The following is a 16,638-nucleotide window of genomic DNA, read 5'->3' as shown; positions in this document are numbered from 1 at the left end:
CGAAACTTGTGCCCCGAGCATTCTCAGCTCGAGAAGCGGATCATGGAGAGTGCGAACAGCAGAAGTGAACGTCGAACAGGGGTGTCGTCATGGAGTCAGTCGTTGTATTCCTTCTCGCATGCTTCGTCTATTGGTTTGCGCTTCTGTAGTTGGGTAGACGGAAACGGACCGCTGCCGGGAAGTGATTTCCCTTGCAGCGGTCCGCATTCGGTAGACCTAAGCGATGCTCATGTCAGCGGGTCACTGACCTGCGCGTACACCTTCTTCGACGCGCTTGCCCAAATCTGCGTCGACGTTCTTCCAGTACTCGAAGACACGCAACAGAACTTCCTCACTGACGCCGGCAAGGGCGTGGCCGACGATGTTGCTCACCAGGCGCTCACGAGCTGCGTCGTCGAGAATTTCACGGACCAGCGTTCCGGCCTGCGTGAAGTCGCCGTCCTCGGCGTGCTCGATGTATCCGGCGCGCACTGCTTTGCCGTCGAACGCCCACAGTCCTTCGTCACCGGCAACCGACGGATCGGCATGCGGTCCGCCGTACGAGTTCGGTGCGTACACCGGCGTCGACGGGGAATTGAAGCTGTAACGCATGGCGCCCTCCTTGGAGTAGGAGTTCACCTCGTTCTTCGGGGCATTGACCGGCAGGTCGGCGTAGTTGGTGCCGATGCGGTAACGATGTGCGTCGGCGTAGGAGAAGACGCGGCCGAGAAGCATCTTGTCCGGGCTGAATCCGATGCCGGGCACCACGTTCGACGGCTCGAACGAAGCCTGCTCGATCTGCGCGAAGAAGTTCTCCGGGTTGCGGTTCAGCGTCCACTTGCCGACCTCGATCAGTGGGTAGTCCTTCTGGGACCAGACCTTGGTGAGGTCGAACGGGTTGAAGCGGTAGCCTTCGGCCTCGTCGACCGGCATGATCTGAACCTTGAGTGTCCAGCTCGGGAAATTACCGGCCTCGATGGCGTTGTACAGATCCGCGCGGTGGTAGTCGGGATCGCTACCGGCGAGGCTGTCTGCTTCGGCCTGCGTCAGGAACTCGATGCCCTGATCGGTCTTGAAGTGGTACTTCACCCAGAAGCGTTCACCCGCAGCGTTGACCCACTGGTAGGTGTGCGATCCGAAGCCGTCCATGTTGCGCCAGGTCTTCGGGATACCGCGGTCACCCATCAGCCAGGTCACCTGGTGAGCGGTCTCGGGACGCAGAGTCCAGAAGTCCCACTGCATGTCGTGGTCACGAAGACCGGAGCCGGGCAGTCGCTTCTGCGAACGAATGAAGTCGGGGAACTTGATGGCGTCCTTGATGAAGAACACCGGGGTGTTGTTGCCGACGAGGTCGTAGTTTCCCTCTTCGGTGTAGAACTTCATCGCAAAACCGCGCGGATCGCGCCAGGTGTCCGGGCTGCCCTGCTCACCGGCGACGGTGGAGAAGCGGACGAGGGACTCGGTCTTCTTACCCGGCTGCAGGAACGCGGCCTTGGTGTACTTGCTGACGTCGTGTGTGATGACGAGTTCACCGAAAGCGCCGCCGCCCTTGGCGTGGACGATGCGCTCCGGGACACGCTCGCGGTTGAACTGCGCGAGCTTCTCGATCAGGTAGTGGTCGTGAAGGAGCACCGGCCCCTGAATACCCGCGGTCAGCGATTCGTCATCACTTGCGACCGCGATACCGAAATTGTTGGTGGTGGGCTTGGTCATGGCGAAGCCTCCTAGCGTTGTGGGCTGGGCGTCAGAGGAGCGGGGCTGCATCCGAGTCGAACGCATGGGCTGCATGCGAGGTGGCTGACTCGGAGGTTCTGGACGCATCAATTCGATTCTGCGAGACCGCGTCCGACTCGGTGTCGGATTCGGCAGAATTCTTCAGGCAATCTTCGCAACGGCCCCAGAACACGACCTCGGCTTCGTCGATTTCGAAGCCGTGATTATCGGAAGGTTCGAGGCAGGGAGCTTGGCCGACAACACAATCGACGTCGACGACCTTGCCGCAGCCGCGACAGACGAGGTGATGGTGGTTGTCACCAGTCCTCGTCTCGAACCGTGCGGGCGAACCCGCCGGCTCGATGCGTCGCAGCAATCCTGCGTTCACGCATGCCTTCAGCACGTCGTAAACGGCCTGTGTGGATACCGATCCGAGCTGCTGCCGCACGAGTGCTGCAACAGAATCGGCGTCTGAATGCGGTTGGGCTGTAACCGCATCCAGCACGGCGAGGCGCGGAGCAGTGACCCTCAACCCGACGGCGCGCAATTGCGCTCGGGGGTCGAAGTCATGCTCTCCGTCTCGCATGTTTCCCAGTATGCCGCTTTTCTGGAATTAGTCAAGAAAAGGATTGCCTAAGTTGAATCGAGACCGGTGTCACATATCAAGGACGGGAACAAATCCGGGGAGACCGCCGTTGAACACCCTGTCGGCGTCCGAACAAGCCCCGGGCCCCACCCCTTTTGTCGCTGCGAGCGACCACCCGCCGAGAGGCGCCTGTGGGACGTCGACACCTGACTTTCACACCACACGACCAAGGCCGCCCGGTCACTGACGGGCGGCCTTGGTCGCTTTTTCGCAGGTCAAACCCCCGTTACCGACGCCTGGCCGCTCCCGTAGTCATTTTTCCGCCCAGAATCACGACGCCGTGATGGGTGCCCGCAGCCAACCAGTCCGGCAGGGTCTGCCCCTCTGCCTCGACGCTCACGCGCGCGTATCGGAACGATCCCGTCAGCCTTGCCGACGCGATCGCCAGACCTCCACCGGACTCCGGCTGCGCAAATCCCAACGCCCCGGCAATCGGCAGACGCGGCCCGAGCATCCGCGTATCCGAACGCACCCGCCATCCGTCGCCGGTTGCAGTGAAATTCTGCTGCACGTCTCCGTCGAACTCGGCCAGAACCTTGGGTAGTTGCCAGTGGACTCGCCCACCGTGCACCGACGGTTCCGAATCCACCGCGATGAAAGGGACCGCCATCCGCGGCATAGGCCCGATCCGTTTCCCTGGCGCATGCAAGACCGGACTGGCGAGGATCTCGCGATACGGGCCGACCGGCGAATCGAGGTAGTCCACCATCATGGCCACCGTCATCGGAATCGTTCGACCATCCGGGCCGAGCTCGCGTGCCGCCGACGTACTGCGGTGCCACCACAGTGTCGCGCGAACGCGAGCCGGCCACGGCGGCGGATCACTCACCGGCCAATCGACGCGGTCACTTGTCGATTCAGGCACGCTCCACATCGGACACCTTCTCAGCTCGAATGGTCAGGGGAAGCCGCAAAGCGCCTGGTGCATGCGTCGGCACCACCGGATCGGACGGCAAAGTCGGATCGATACGTACGTATGGCTCGCCGGTCTTCGGGCGGGCGTCCGCGCCACCCTTGTTCGGCCACATCGCGCACGCTCGTTCCGCCTGCGCAGTGATGGTCAGGGAAGGATTCACTCCGAGATTTGCGCTCACCACCGAACCGTCCATGACGTGCAGTCCCTCATGACCGTATGCACGCAGATACGGATCGACGACGCCACTCGACGCGCTGTCACCGATCGCGCAGCCACCCAGAAAGTGTGCCGTCATCGGGATGTTCACGATCTCGGCGATGGAACCACCCGGGTCGCCGTCGATCTTCTCGGCGACCTTGCGAATGGCTGTATGACCCTGCGGAATCCACTGAGGAGGTGGATCGCCCGGTCCCGGTCTACTGGTGAGGGAGCGCCCGAATCGTTTGGTGTTCTTGGAAAGTTCGAGGGAGTTGTCGTCGGTCTGCATCACCAGCGCGATGACGGTTCGCTCGGACCAGTTCCGTACCGACAACGACCGCAAGAACGCTCCTGGGTGTCGGGCCGCGACTGCCAGAGTCTTCAGCACCCGGGGAGTTCGCCCACCGCCGTCACTCAGGACGGTCTGCAGAAGTCCTATTGCATTGCTGCCCTTGCCGTATCGCACCGGCTCGATGTGCGTGTGATCATCCGGGTGAAAGGACGACGTGATGGCTACGCCCTGCGTGAAGTTCCGTCGACGCGACTTCGACGTTGCGGCCAGTACGGCTTCGGAATTGGTACGTACGACGGTGCCGAGAGTGTCCGACAGGCCCGGCAGGGCACCGGATTCCTTCATACCGAGCAGCAGTCTCGCCGTTCCGTACGTTCCGGCGGCAACCACCACCTGATCGGCGGTGAACCGAACTTCTCGCCGGCGGACGCCGTCCGTTCGCCTCGCGAGCAGGCGGTAACCACCGCTTGCCGCCGGCCGAAGGTCGGTGACGGTCGTGAGCGGATGAACCCTGGCGCCCGCTTGCTCGGCGAGATGGAGGTAGTTCTTGACCAGCGTGTTCTTCGCACCGACTCGGCAGCCGGTCATACATCCCCCGCATTCCGTGCAACCTGTGCGTTCGGGTCCTTTTCCGCCGAAGAACGGGTCCGGCACGGAAACTCCTGCCTCCCCGAAGAAAACCCCGACGGGGGTGGACGTGAAGGTCTCCCCCACGCCCATCTCTTCGGCTACGTCCTTCATCACCGCATCGGCAGGAGTGAAGGACGGATTGGTGCGAACACCCAACATCCGTTTGGCCTGGTCGTAGTACGGCGCCAGTTCGTCGTGCCAGTCAGTGATGTGCGCCCACTGACGGTCTTCGAAGAACCGATTGGGTGGCTGATACAACGTGTTGGCGTAGTTCAACGACCCACCTCCGACGCCGGACCCCGCCATCACGAGCACATCCGGAAGAAGATGGATGCGCTGAACCCCATAACATCCGATCCACGGCGCCCACAGGTACTTTCGAAGTCTCCAACTGGTTTCAGGCAACTCGTCGTCGGCAAACCGTCGACCGGCTTCGAGCACCCCGACACGGTAGCCCTTCTCCGTCAGGCGAAGAGCGGCGACACTGCCACCGAATCCCGAACCGATAACCACCACGTCGTAGTGCGTCGCGGTCATGCCTCGACGCTTTCGATCTTGCGAGCGGAGTAGTTCTCCCGATCGAAATGCTCCAGCAGCGAACGGAATTTGAAAGTGAACGTCGGCCACTGCACCGAGTTGCGCCCCTCCGGATCGATGTACCAACTCGAGCATCCGCCCTTGTTCCACACCGTGTGCTGCAACTCGTGCTGAATTCCCTTGTTGTAGTGCACCTGCTCCGTCTCGTTCACGTCGAGGGCATCGATCCGCTCTCGCTTCATGGTGTTCAAGGCGTCGTTGACGTACTCGGCCTGGGACTCGAGCATGTACACGATCGAACTGTGTCCGAGGTTGGTGTTCGGACCGTACATGAGGAACAGATTCGGGAACCCGCTGACCGCAGTACCCTTGTACGCGTTGGGACTACCGTTCCAATGTGCGGCCAGCGTCTCGCCACGTTTTCCGGTGATCAGATGCGCAACAGGCGGTTCCGTCGGCGTGAACCCCGTGGCGAAGATGATGGTGTCGACCTTGTGCTCGACTCCGCGTGCGTCGACCACTCCGTTTTCGGTGACCGAGACGAGCCCACTGTCGACCAGACTCACGTCCGCGCGGTCAAGGGTGCGCAACCAGTCGTTGGACAGAAGCATGCGCTTGCAACCGATCGTGAAATCGGGAGTCAGTTTCCGGCGCAACTCCGGATCTTTCACCTGTCTGCGCAGATGGAGGCGCGCGGCCGCCTCGAAGGCAGGCAGCACCCACGTCGCGTGCGACATCGCGGCGCCGAGTAGCTCGCGGAAGCCGTAAACCCACCCTCGAATCACCTTCTGTGTAACGGGAATCCGCGAGTACACGGCCTTCTGTGCAGCAGGCAGGGTGCGATCCATCCGAGGGATCACCCAGGCCGGAGTTCGCTGGAACACGGTGACATGGGCAGCAGGGTCGGCAATTTCGGGAACGAACTGAACCGCCGACGCTCCCGTTCCGATCACGGCTACGCGCTCGCCGCGCAGTTCGTGTTCGTGGTTCCACGTCGCCGAATGGAAAGTGGTCCCGGAGAATTGGTCGAGACCGGGAAAATCCGGGATCTTGGGCGTCGACAACGCTCCGGTCGCGGCGACCAGAGCTTTGGCCGTCAACGACCCTCGAGATGTCCGAATACGCCACAGCGCCGCATCCTCGTCCCACACAGCAGCTTCGAGTTCGCAGTTCAGGACTACGCGTTCCACGATGCCGGTGTCTGCGGCCACCTTCTTCAGATAGTTGTAGATCTCGGGTTGACGAGCAAAGGTATGACTCCAATCGGCGCTCGGCGCAAAAGAATACGAGTACAACGCCGTCGGCACGTCACAGGCACAGCCTGGATAGGTGTTGTCGCGCCAAGTGCCGCCGATGTCAGCTCCACGCTCGATCAACACGACGTCTGCAGCGCGATTGTCGCGAAGCATTCTGGCGGCCAAGCCCATACCGGCAAATCCGGCACCGACGATCAGCGTTTCGACATGTTCGGGAAGCTTCACTTCTTCTCCACTCGGGATTGCCAGGCCGGCAACAGTCGCGCTCTGAGCGCGTCGTCGGCTTCGGATGTACGAAACAGGGCTGAGACGGCAAGCCCACGAACGAGTTCGATGGTGAGTTCGACCGACTCGGAGTCGAACCGATCACCGAACAACTCGGCGCTGCCGAACTCGAGCGCCTCACTCACCTTGCGTTCGAGGGGCACCGTCGCCGCATGCAGAACGGGATCGGTCCGCGCCGCGACCCACAATTCGAGGGCGGCATAGAACAGCGGCCCGGAGAACGCGTCCGACAGGACCTCGAGGCCTCGACCACGATCCACTTCAACGGTGAGGAATTCTTCCAGCCGCTTGTCGACCAGATACTCGACGGCCGCGACGACCAGCGATTCCTTGGTCGGAAAATGATGCAGTTGCGTACCCCGCGAGACGCCTGCGCGGCGGGCGATCTCTTGCGTGCTGGTCCGTGCGTAGCCCAGCTCGACCAACGATTCGACGGCGGCGTCGAGGAGGCGCCCACGCATCGCCGCTGTACGTTCGGCCTGGGTACGGCTTACTTTCGCATCGGAAGTGGTCTCGGTCACAAGATAACTGTAGAGCCGAAACGTAAAACAGTCCAGGCTGACTTCAAATCTTGACACGTAACATACCGGTCAGTCAGCTCTGCCTGATAACGTCCTCGCAACGAGCGGAGGGAAACAATCGCTATGCCAGAGCAAACAGCATTTCCACACCGCCGTGTCGGGTTGGTGGAAGACCACGAGTCGGTAGCAATCGGCGTGTCCGTGATGCTCGAGGACGAGCCGGACCTCGAATTGGTGTGCATCGCGACCACTGTGTCCGAGATGCTCGCTCAGAACGTCGCCTTGGATCTGGCAATCCTCGACCTCCGGCTGGCCGACGGTTCATCGCCCAAGAGCAATGTCGAGCAACTGCGGGCCGCCGGGCTCGAGACATTGATCTTCACCGGGGCGGAAAACCCGTACCTCGTTCGCTCGGCCGCCCGTGCCGGCGTACTGGGTGTTGTACGCAAGTCCGAACCGACTGCCGTCGTGGTTGATGCGATACGCGCCGCCGCGTCGGGAAGGCAGGTGGTGACGACAGAGTGGGCTGCCGCAATCGACGGGGATCCAGGTCTCGACGAAGTGGGTCTGAGCCCTCGACAACTCGAGGTCCTCGAACTTTACGCATCCGGAGAGAAGGCGGATCGAGTTGCGCGACTCACCGGTTTGGCGCCGCAGACGGTTAACGACTACCTCCAGCGCATCAGGCAGAAATATGCGGCTGTCGGACGACCCGCACCGACAAAAACGGATTTGTACAAACGCGCGGTCGAAGACGGGGTATTACCAATTCCTGAACGGCCTACTTCCGGAAAAAAGCTGACTTTGACTAACAATGAGGTTCGGCAACAATAACTCTCACAGCGCTGCCCCTGAAAATATGGGCAGAGGAATTGATGTCTGGGAAAAATTTCCCTCTTCGAATTACATTCATCTGACAAGAAGACGGCACTGTCGGGGGTCTGTCATTCCGCTACAGAGAAGTAAGGACGAAACTCATGACAGTCACTGTGGAAAACTGCATGGCACAGGATCCCGTCGGACCGCACCTTTCGGAGCGCGAAATCGAGGTTCTCAGGGAATGGCTACTGAGTGATTCGAAGTCACGCGTCGCTCAAAACCTCTACATCAGCGTGGGAACGGTGGGGACCCACCTGTCGCGGATTCGCGAGAAGTATGCCGACGTTGGAAGGAACGCACCGACGAAATGCGAATTACTCGTGCGAGCGATACAAGATCAGATAGTGACGATCGACGAACTCTGATCGACAGAGTTGCTTTCGACAAAACAGCCAGTGCTTCTGACGAAATTCTGAGGCTCTTCGGCCGTTTCATCGGTGCCGGCTATGTCTGCTATCTGATATTGCTTGCCCCTGCGATTGCAGAAGCCACCACGATGTCTGCGTCGTGGTGGACTCCACTGGCGGTGGTCGCGACTTTCGGCAGTGGGCTGGCGCTGGGAGCATCGACGTTCCACGCCGACACCCGATGGGTGAAACGAACTGCGAGCGCAAATGCGGTTCTCTACGTCGTGGTCATCCTCCTGTGGTGGCCGGCGTGGAATGGTGACCACGTCACAGATTTCACCTTGTGGATTTCCAATTTCCCCGGCGTCGCCAGCCTTGCTGCCGCTGCAGCTTGGCGACCGGCCGCTGCCGTCGTGCACCTTTTCGTAGTGGCAACACTCGCACAGTTGACCAATCACATAATCCGGACGAGTCCCACGACGCACCTGTTGGTTCCCGACCTCGCCTTCGCCTGGACATTTTGCGCGGTTTTCGTAGCAGCGGCCGTCATGGCCTTGCGAACCGGACGAGTACTGGATGCGACCATCGCCACCACTCATGCCGCTGCCGCCGGCGCCGCCGCGGCCGAGGCCAAATCCGTCGAACGCGAGAGATTCGACGCACTCATCCACGACACCGTGATGTCGACTCTGCTCGCTGCTTCGAGAAACGATGCCGATCCCTCGGTCGTCGCTCAGGCGCGAAGGACGGTGGCAAGACTCGACGAACTGCGCTCTGGAACCGACCACGAGACGAGTTTCGACTTCGACGGAATCCTCGCTCAGTTGCGTTCAGCCGCTTCGGAAGTGGACGAAAACATCACGTTCGAGACCGCCCTCTCCGACGGGTCTGATCCGAGCGGATACGCACCCGACTCGATTCGTACGATGGCCGGTGCGATGGCCGAGGCACTGCGCAACAGCGTCAAACACGCCGGAAGCAGTGCACGGCGTTCGGTCACGGTCACGGCAACCGCCACCCACCTCGAAGTAGTCGTCACCGACGACGGCGTCGGCTTCGATCCGAGCTCCGTCGAGACGCACCGCCTCGGAATCACTGTCAGCATCCGCGGCAGAATGCGTCAACTCGACGGCGGATCGGCAACCATTCGATCGTCACCCGGCCGCGGCACTTCGGTGACTCTGACGTTGAGCTTGCCCGTAGCGGTGATGACATGACCAGACCGGACGGACGAGATGTCCGCGATCTTCTCGGCATGCACAGCCGTGCTGCTCGATTCATGGCTGCATGCTTCGCGCTCACCTGCGTGATCTCGGTCGCCTACACGTCGTCCGACGTCCGCGCAGTCTGGCCGATGATCTTGGCAATTATCGTGTGCTCGACTGCGGCTTTCACACTCGTTCTGAGCAGAGGCGACCCGATGCCGCTGGGGCAGAGCGTTCTGGTGTCTCTGACCGGCGCCGTCACGAGCGGCCTGGTGTTGTCAGTGGTTCCAGTCCCCGTCAACGACATGACTCAACTCTGGATGTTCGGGATGTCGACGGCAGTCTTCACCTTCATGTGCGTTCGTGGGCGTACAGCACTCGCGTGGCTCGGGCTTGGACTCATGGTGTTGGTGACCGCCATCTGGTCCTCCACCACCGGCCAGGGGGCCATGTACGGAGTGTCGTTGACGGTCATCAACGCGGGCCCTGTTCTGATGTCGACCTTCTTCGCATACACCATCCGTCCTCAAGCCAAGGTTATCTACGAACTTCGTGAGCAGTCCACCCAACGAATTGCCTCTGCATCCGCCAGTGCTGCGATTCTCGAGGAACGCGACGCTCAACTCGACAGGCTCGATGTCCTTGCACGCCCGCTCCTCGAACGGGTCGCTTCCGGGGTTCCACTGACAACCACCGAGCGGCAAGAATGCGAACTCCTCGAGGCGCAACTCCGAGATTCACTGAGGGCGACAGGCTTACAACAGACAGATGTCATCGATGCTGTGCGTGCCGCTCGAAACCGCGGCGTCGAAGTAGTCCTGCTCGACGACCACGGAATGGATGGCGCGAACGCCGACGTGCGCGACCGAATCCACTCGAGCATCGTCCGGGAACTCACCGCGATCACGCGAGGAAAAGTGACCATACGGATCCTTCCACCTCGGCGTACCGCTATGGCCACGATGCTGGTCGATACTGAAGACGTTCGACGAATCGAGTTCGATCACAACGGAATGCAGCTGCTACGGCAGGGGGACCGGGGAGAGCTCGGCACCTCGTCCATGTCCGTCGATCCGACTACAGACAGCGCCGTCGAACCCGAATAGCTTTCGAGGAGAGTGAGATTCACCGGGTCGATCACCAGGAGAAATGAATGATCTTCGAACTGCGTCCAGCGCATGTCGCACGTGCCCTCGCCGCACTGTGTGCCCTTCCGATTCTGTGGACCTTCGCAGTAGAGGGAATCACCACGACAACGGAATACGACTACAGCACAGGCGAAGTGTCCTCGTCGAGCGACCTGGGCTCTCAGATCGGAAGCGTCGCGATCTGGATCGTCCTCGCGATCGCATTTGCCGCCGGTGCCTGGTATCTGGAGAAGCAGCGCATCGGTTGGCCGCCGGCGGCGCACGAGCAGCTGGTCAGACTGCAGCTGGCATCACCCAACCGAGAAGAGTAAAGGTCCCTACCGCTTCCGATCGCCGGCGCGGAGAAGATTACTGGGAACCGTATGGCCCACTATCTCCTCTGCAACGGCAGCGGCACGAATGCTCGCATCCAGGTCGATACCCGTCGCAATGCCCATGTCTTCGAGCATGTAGACCAGTTCCTCCGTCGCGATGTTGCCACTGGCACCGGGAGCGAACGGACAACCGCCGAGACCTCCGGTGGACGCGTCGAGGTTTCGAACACCGTGCTGCACAGCCGCAAACGCGCAAGCAAGACCAGCGCCACGCGTGTTGTGGAAGTGCGCACCCAAGCCGAAGTCACCTACTCTTTCGCCCACAGCGTCGATCAATCGTCCGACACGTCCCGGCGTGGCGGTGCCGATGGTATCTGCGATCGAGAACTGATCAGCACCGAACTCCTTGGCCTGCTCCGCAATCCGCAGAACACGATCCGGGTCGGTTGGACCGTCGAACGGACAGTCCCAGGCTGTGGCCACGATGACCTCCACCCGTCCTCCGGCGTCGTGGACGATCCTGACGACCTCTCCGATACGTTCGGTCGCTTGCTCCGTCGTCGACCGAGTGTTGGCCTCGCTGTGGCCATTCGATGCCGACACAACATATTCGACGGTTTTCATTCCTGCGGCGACGGCCCGTTTCGCTCCACCGATTCCGGCGACCAATGCCGAGAACTCGATGCCGGGCCACTGGTGCAGTTCTGCTGCCAACAATTCCGCGTCGGCCAACGCCGGCACAGCGCGCGGTGAGACGAACGACGTCGCCTCGATACGCGAAACACCCGTCGCAGCCAGAGCGTCGACAAGACGAAGTTTCTCCGCCAGCGACACCGGGTCTTCGATCTGCAACCCGTCCCGTGGTCCGACTTCACGAATACTGACTGCTGGAATACCCACGCCAGGTACCGACATGTCAGATCACGCCCTTCATCTTCAGTTCTGCCTGCTCGTCGTCCGAGAGTCCGAGGAGCCCGCCCCACACCGAGGAGTTGTCGTGACCCGGCGCCGACGCTCCCGCGTTGCGCACGGATCCGGGTGTCTCACTGAAGGTAGGCACGACGCCCAAGCCGAGGACGTTTTCACCGATCCGCTCGTCGTAGTGGTCGACGAGCATCCCCCGCTCGATCAGCTGCGGATCCTTGACGACATCTTCAACCGTATTGATCGGCCCGGCAACAACTCCCACTTCGGTGAGGCGTTCCACCAGGCTGGTGGGATCTTGGAGCGCGACCCAGGCGCTGATCAGTTCGTCGAGCTCGTCCTGATGTTTGCCACGGGCAACATGATTGGAGAAGCGGTCGTCATGCGCTAGTTCCGGTCGCCCCATGATGGTGCACAGACGCACGAAGAGCGTATCCTGATTGGCTGCGATCACCACCCAGTTTCCTTCAGAGGTCTGATAGATGTTGGACGGCGCAATACCCTCCAATCTCGTTCCCGAGGGCTGCCGGATGATCCCGCCCCGATCGTAATCCGGGATCGTGGATTCCTGCACCGCCAGACAGGATTCCGTGAGGGCAACGTCGACCACCTGACCACGGCCGGTCCGCTCTCGTGAGAGCAACGCCGCCAGCACTCCCTGAACGGCGAACATCCCGCCGAGAGAATCTCCGAGCGAAAGGGCAATACGCGGAGGCGCCTGCCCTGGATAACCGTTCAGATGCCGAAATCCGCTGACCGCTTCGGCAACCGAGGCGTAGCCGGCGCTCTTGGCTTGCGGTCCGCTCTGCCCGTAACCGGATACCCTGGCCAACACCAACTTCGGATTGCGCGCACTGAGAACGTCGAATCCCAGGCCCCACTTCTCGAGGGTGCCCGGCCGGAAGTTCTCGACCACCACATCGGCATGTTCGATCAGATTCAGAAACAGGTCTCGTCCCGCGTCGACGCGAAGGTCCAACGTCACACACCGCTTGTTGCGGGCGTGAACCGTCCAGAAGAATCGATGACCGTCCTGCTCGGCCTGACCCCAGGTACGAAGCGGGTCCGGGCGGTCCGGCGATTCGATCTTGATCACGTCGGCGCCCATGTCGCCGAGCAGTTTCCCGGCGAAGGGCCCGGCGATCAAGGTTCCGAGTTCAATCACCCGATATCCGTCCAGGGGCCCGGTGGGCGCACCTTCCGACACAGCTGCCTCCTCTGGGAACTTTTCTCCCCTTGAAGGCTACGTCACCACCCGATATCGCAACATCATGTCGTGGTCTTCGTGATCGAGCATGTGGCAGTGCCAGACGTACCCCTGCAGGTCCCCCATGCCGACTTCTCCGTGTGCCGAGTGGTCTGCCATGGAACCTCTCGCGAAAGTTGCATCCGGATCGAAGCCCAACTCGTCGGCCGTCGGAAAGCGCACGATCACGCGGGTAATCGAGTTGGCATCCACGATGACAGTGTCTTTCTCCCCCGTTTCCCAAACTTCGGGAGGCCGCAGCGGGGAGGTCACGAATTCCTCTGCCGACGGCGTCCACCGGACCCCCAGATCAGGTACCGGGTACCGCTGCATGAGCGCTGCAGTGTCGATGTTCTGGCGCCCCACAACGCGGAACGCCACCAGGTGCAGATGAATCGGATGTGGTTCCGTGGTGATGTTGATCAGATTCCATTGCTCGACGGCTCCCTGACGTGGCAGTTCGATATCCGAATCGGTGAACCTCAAATTGTTGAGCGACATAGTGATCGACGGGTAATCCGAGGGACGCGACAGCTGCATGATCGTGAGATTTCGCACCACATCCGGGGACGCCGGTTCGGCAGCAACGGAATTCAGCTGCTGCGGGATCGAGCCGGTGAATCCCTTTGCGTTGCCCACGTCGAACCGACAGAAGACCGGCATCACCTGCGTGCCGCGTTGCGCCACCGCAAGGGGTACCGGTTCGTCGTTGCGCAATTCCACCGTCGTGCCCGGCTCGAGCATACTGAAGTCGACAAGCAGATCAGCGCGCTCACCCGGACTCAACCGAACGTGATCCGTCGGCGCCGGGGCGGCCAGTAAACCGCCTTCGGACCCGATCACCCAGAACCGCATACGATTTGCGAAATGCAGATTCCACACCGAATAGGTTGCGGCGTTGAGCAGTCGCAATCGATACAGGCCGCGGGCAACCTCCACTTTCGGCCACACGACGCCGTTCACCACGCCAACGTCACCGGGGGTCGCCGGATCCCATGAACCTTGCGGAGTGAGCCACGTGGAACGGACACTCTGTTGACCGTCGGAGGTGAAGACCTTGTCCTGCAGAATCATCGGAAGCTCGAATTCGCCGGACGGCAAGCCGAGAGAATTCCCGGTGGTGCCTGTATCTGCGTCGTCACGGAGAAAATACATCCCGACCAGCCCGGCGTAGACGTTGAGGCGCGTCATTCCCATGGCGTGATCGTGATACCAAAGATTGCCGGCGGCACGACCATTCGTGTACTCGTGAACCAAACCTTCGCCCGGACGCTGAATCAGCTCCGGATGCCCGTCGAACTGCGGTGCAGTAACTCCTCCGTGCAGGTGAAGCGAGGTGGGGACCTGTGTGCGGTCGAGGTCGCTGACGCCGTGCAGACCCGGATCGACATCCGCGGCAAGCGGATACGCAGAAATGTCATTGGCATATCGGACTGTGACGAGCTGATCGACGTGAGCTTCGATGGTGGGGCCCAGATAATCCATTCCGCCGTAACCCAGCGACGGCGACGACGGTAGGTCCGGATGGAATCGGTGCATCGACGATGCCGCACGAAGCTCCAGGTTGCCACCCGAAATGCCCGGCAGGACAGGAAGGGTCTCCCGAAACGGTTCCAGACGGGGCGACGGAAGTTGGAACGGGCGCAGTGGATCGACATCAGGTGGTCGAGCCGTCGCTGATCCAGCGGACAACGCGCTCAGACCGGCCAGCAGGCCAAGCCCTTGAACAAACGATCGGCGACGGATCTTGTGTGACTCGTCCACTCACGGCCCCCTCACGCTGACGGCATCCGGAGCGGGTTACCCGTGTGCCCGCACGGTCAAACACCGACCACCTTCTCCAACCAGGGTTTGAGAATGGGTAGAACATGAGTCGGTTGCATTGCCTGCGTGTGATCCAGACCGTCGAGTACCTCGATATCCCACCCTGCCGACCGAACGGCGTCGAGGTCGAGATCGGCCGGCGCGACCCGTACCCCACCCCATCGGTCACCGTATTCGATGACGTCTCGCGAACCGACGAAACACATTCGCGGACAAAGGATGCGCCCTTGAATCGTTCGATCGTCGAATTCACCAAGTGCGCGGTACAGCGTCACGAACTGCCGGGTCTGCGCTCCGGTCAACGCAATGTCGATGGAGTTCCAATCGAATTCGTCTGATGATGCTGTGGGCTGTGATGTGCGCTGGGGCGGTTCACTCGCCATGCGGTGTGTAGCTTCGGTAACCTGGAGCATCGCCTTGTACGGCCCATCCACCGGCGGGAAACCACCCATGACCAGTGCGGTCAGACGATCGGTGCGCAGCGCCAACTGCAATCCGCACAGTGCCAGCCAGGAGTATCCGTAGTAGGCGAACTGGTCGATCCCAGCCGAATTCGCCACAGCCAGAATGTCGGACGCGATGTTGTCGGGAGTGAGCGTGTCCGGAGCGGGCGACGCCATCCGGTGCCCTTCGTAGTCGAAGGCAACCACAGTGAAGTTCGACGCCAACCCTTCCATGAATGTTCGACCGAGCGAGGGGTCAATGCCCCAGGCACGAAGTTCGTCCGCCTTGATGCCGGTAGCCGAAATCGGATTCACGGGTATCAGCACGGCGGGGCCATGTCCGAGAACCTCGACCTCGATAGTTGTCCCGTCGTGAAGTCTTGCCTCAACCATGCCCACTCCCAAATCTTTACACTGTAAAGTAATTAAGAATAGCGCGACTCCACGAAAGCGACAGGATGAACAAACAGGCAGGCCGACGCGATATCGCACGCACGATTTCACTTCTGTGGCGTCAACCCGAGGCGCCTTCCGGCCGCCGAGGACCGAAGCCCGCGCTGTCCACTGACACAGTCGTTGACGCCGCGATCGAAGTCGCCGACGCCAACCCCACGACACCGTTGTCGATGCGCATGATCGGCGACCACCTCGGCCGCACTGCGATGTCGTTGTACACCTACATACCGGGAAAGGACGAACTGCTGGACCTGATGTACGACCGGGTGCATGCCGAGCTACCGCCGATCGCAGACACCGGCGACTGGCGCATGGCACTCTCCGACTGGGCCGCCGCACTCTTCGCCCTAAATACACGCCATCCGTGGACATTGGATGTCTCGTTGGCGCGCCCCGTCCTAGGTCCGCACGAGCAGGCAGGACTCGAATCACTCCTGTCCATTCTCTACTCCACAAGTCTCGATGCTCCGACCATCCGCAGATCGGTGAGCATGCTTTTCCATTTCATCCGGGGGTCCGCGCGGACCTTAGCTGAGATCCGGAGCGCCTCGACCATCGGAGATTCCGAATCTCATTGGTGGGCAGAGTCTTCTGCTGCACTGGCCGATGCTGCACCGGATTTCGCGGACGACTTCCCCCACACGATGCAGTTGGGTCGGGAGGCCCCACCGGTACCGGGCGGCGACTTCTATCTCGAACGAGAAACCGAAGAGTCATTTACTCAGGGCCTACAGATCCTCCTTGACGGTATCGAATCGAGGATTCGAAAACACTCTTGACTCGAACGCATGTTCGAGTATGATTTGGGGAGGGGATCGGGGGGGTTCAATGAGTGTCTTGTTGTCGGACGTGGTGTCTGGTTCTGCGGTGGGGTTACGC

Annotated in this window: 16 protein-coding genes; 6 read left to right on the top strand and 10 right to left on the bottom strand. The window is 61.1% G+C overall.

Going from position 1 to position 16,638, the window contains the following annotated elements; genetic code table 11:
* Positions 1–240: 240 nt before the first annotated feature.
* The 6 genes from QRN54_RS31380 to QRN54_RS31355 form a co-directional block, all read right to left on the bottom strand.
* Positions 241–1,692 (bottom strand): catalase, encoded by a 1,452-nt coding sequence (locus tag QRN54_RS31380; RefSeq protein ID WP_081557266.1) that lies wholly within the window; start codon positions 1,690–1,692, stop codon positions 241–243.
* 31 nt (positions 1,693–1,723) lie between these two features.
* Complete coding sequence (locus tag QRN54_RS31375) at positions 1,724–2,278, bottom strand: Fur family transcriptional regulator (RefSeq protein ID WP_003943517.1); 555 nt, start codon at positions 2,276–2,278, stop codon at positions 1,724–1,726.
* Positions 2,279–2,564: 286 nt separating this feature from the next.
* Positions 2,565–3,212 (bottom strand): acetoacetate decarboxylase family protein, encoded by a 648-nt coding sequence (locus QRN54_RS31370; RefSeq protein WP_081557265.1) that lies wholly within the window; start codon positions 3,210–3,212, stop codon positions 2,565–2,567.
* The gene (locus tag QRN54_RS31365) at positions 3,196–4,911 is read right to left on the bottom strand and encodes a GMC oxidoreductase (protein WP_165638750.1); all 1,716 of its coding nucleotides are present in this window, start codon (positions 4,909–4,911) and stop codon (positions 3,196–3,198) included. Before QRN54_RS31365 ends, QRN54_RS31370 begins: the two co-directional genes overlap by 17 nt.
* The gene (locus tag QRN54_RS31360) at positions 4,908–6,392 is read right to left on the bottom strand and encodes a flavin-containing monooxygenase (RefSeq protein ID WP_081557263.1); all 1,485 of its coding nucleotides are present in this window, start codon (positions 6,390–6,392) and stop codon (positions 4,908–4,910) included. The genes QRN54_RS31365 and QRN54_RS31360 overlap by 4 nt, the downstream gene beginning before the upstream one ends.
* Entirely contained in the window at positions 6,389–6,913 is a 525-nt protein-coding gene (locus QRN54_RS31355) for a TetR/AcrR family transcriptional regulator (RefSeq protein WP_232330044.1), read from the bottom strand. Before QRN54_RS31355 ends, QRN54_RS31360 begins: the two co-directional genes overlap by 4 nt.
* A 183-nt stretch (positions 6,914–7,096) precedes the next feature.
* Between QRN54_RS31355 and QRN54_RS31350 the strand changes: the two genes are divergently transcribed.
* From QRN54_RS31350 to QRN54_RS31330, 5 genes are all read left to right on the top strand, one after another.
* Positions 7,097–7,807 (top strand): response regulator transcription factor, encoded by a 711-nt coding sequence (locus QRN54_RS31350; protein WP_007732315.1) that lies wholly within the window; start codon positions 7,097–7,099, stop codon positions 7,805–7,807.
* Between the two features lie 143 nt (positions 7,808–7,950).
* Positions 7,951–8,217: a response regulator transcription factor gene (locus QRN54_RS31345; protein ID WP_370333094.1), complete on the top strand. Its 267-nt coding sequence runs from the start codon at positions 7,951–7,953 to the stop codon at positions 8,215–8,217.
* Positions 8,218–8,348: 131 nt separating this feature from the next.
* On the top strand, positions 8,349–9,416 hold the full coding sequence (locus QRN54_RS31340) for a sensor histidine kinase (protein ID WP_081557261.1): 1,068 nt from the start codon (positions 8,349–8,351) through the stop codon (positions 9,414–9,416).
* The gene (locus QRN54_RS31335; protein ID WP_047270032.1) at positions 9,413–10,510 is read left to right on the top strand and encodes a DUF8320 family protein; all 1,098 of its coding nucleotides are present in this window, start codon (positions 9,413–9,415) and stop codon (positions 10,508–10,510) included. Before QRN54_RS31340 ends, QRN54_RS31335 begins: the two co-directional genes overlap by 4 nt.
* A gap of 47 nt (positions 10,511–10,557) precedes the next feature.
* Positions 10,558–10,863 (top strand): hypothetical protein, encoded by a 306-nt coding sequence (locus tag QRN54_RS31330; RefSeq protein ID WP_073513342.1) that lies wholly within the window; start codon positions 10,558–10,560, stop codon positions 10,861–10,863.
* Between the two features lie 6 nt (positions 10,864–10,869).
* On the opposite strand, the gene QRN54_RS31325 is transcribed toward QRN54_RS31330, so the two are convergent.
* Genes QRN54_RS31325 through QRN54_RS31310 form a run of 4 tightly spaced genes read right to left on the bottom strand, consistent with a single transcriptional unit; the run spans position 10,870 to position 15,696 of the window.
* A complete protein-coding gene (locus tag QRN54_RS31325; RefSeq protein ID WP_370852725.1) occupies positions 10,870–11,766 on the bottom strand; it encodes a hydroxymethylglutaryl-CoA lyase in 897 nt (298 codons plus the stop codon).
* A 16-nt stretch (positions 11,767–11,782) separates the two neighbouring features.
* A complete protein-coding gene (locus QRN54_RS31320; RefSeq protein WP_007732303.1) occupies positions 11,783–12,997 on the bottom strand; it encodes a CaiB/BaiF CoA transferase family protein in 1,215 nt (404 codons plus the stop codon).
* 36 nt (positions 12,998–13,033) lie between these two features.
* Positions 13,034–14,800: a multicopper oxidase family protein gene (locus QRN54_RS31315; RefSeq protein ID WP_064111983.1), complete on the bottom strand. Its 1,767-nt coding sequence runs from the start codon at positions 14,798–14,800 to the stop codon at positions 13,034–13,036.
* Positions 14,801–14,856: 56 nt separating this feature from the next.
* Positions 14,857–15,696: an alpha/beta fold hydrolase gene (locus QRN54_RS31310; RefSeq protein WP_285183883.1), complete on the bottom strand. Its 840-nt coding sequence runs from the start codon at positions 15,694–15,696 to the stop codon at positions 14,857–14,859.
* A 65-nt stretch (positions 15,697–15,761) separates the two neighbouring features.
* On the opposite strand from QRN54_RS31310, the gene QRN54_RS31305 reads away from it, so the two are divergent.
* Positions 15,762–16,538: a TetR/AcrR family transcriptional regulator gene (locus QRN54_RS31305; RefSeq protein WP_058038238.1), complete on the top strand. Its 777-nt coding sequence runs from the start codon at positions 15,762–15,764 to the stop codon at positions 16,536–16,538.
* Positions 16,539–16,638 lie beyond the last annotated feature (100 nt).

The sequence above is a fragment of the Rhodococcus sp. MEB032 genome, from assembly GCF_030208925.1.
In the GTDB taxonomy this organism is placed as follows: Bacteria; Actinomycetota; Actinomycetes; order Mycobacteriales; family Mycobacteriaceae; genus Rhodococcus_F; species Rhodococcus_F qingshengii.
This window is presented reverse-complemented; position numbering and strand designations above follow the sequence as displayed.

Bases quoted from the DNA above. Each gene is read 5' to 3' on its own strand.
- QRN54_RS31305 (WP_058038238.1), top strand. From the start codon at position 15,762: ATGAACAAACAGGCAGGCCGACGCGATATCGCACGCACGATTTCACTT.
- QRN54_RS31365 (WP_165638750.1), bottom strand. From the start codon at position 4,911: ATGACCGCGACGCACTACGACGTGGTGGTTATCGGTTCGGGATTCGGT.
- QRN54_RS31375 (WP_003943517.1), bottom strand. From the start codon at position 2,278: ATGCGAGACGGAGAGCATGACTTCGACCCCCGAGCGCAATTGCGCGCC.
- QRN54_RS31350 (WP_007732315.1), top strand. From the start codon at position 7,097: ATGCCAGAGCAAACAGCATTTCCACACCGCCGTGTCGGGTTGGTGGAA.
- QRN54_RS31335 (WP_047270032.1), top strand. From the start codon at position 9,413: ATGACCAGACCGGACGGACGAGATGTCCGCGATCTTCTCGGCATGCAC.
- QRN54_RS31310 (WP_285183883.1), bottom strand. From the start codon at position 15,696: ATGGTTGAGGCAAGACTTCACGACGGGACAACTATCGAGGTCGAGGTT.
- QRN54_RS31370 (WP_081557265.1), bottom strand. From the start codon at position 3,212: ATGTGGAGCGTGCCTGAATCGACAAGTGACCGCGTCGATTGGCCGGTG.
- QRN54_RS31355 (WP_232330044.1), bottom strand. From the start codon at position 6,913: ATGCGTGGGCGCCTCCTCGACGCCGCCGTCGAATCGTTGGTCGAGCTG.
- QRN54_RS31345 (WP_370333094.1), top strand. From the start codon at position 7,951: ATGACAGTCACTGTGGAAAACTGCATGGCACAGGATCCCGTCGGACCG.
- QRN54_RS31380 (WP_081557266.1), bottom strand. From the start codon at position 1,692: ATGACCAAGCCCACCACCAACAATTTCGGTATCGCGGTCGCAAGTGAT.
- QRN54_RS31340 (WP_081557261.1), top strand. From the start codon at position 8,349: ATGTCTGCGTCGTGGTGGACTCCACTGGCGGTGGTCGCGACTTTCGGC.
- QRN54_RS31330 (WP_073513342.1), top strand. From the start codon at position 10,558: ATGATCTTCGAACTGCGTCCAGCGCATGTCGCACGTGCCCTCGCCGCA.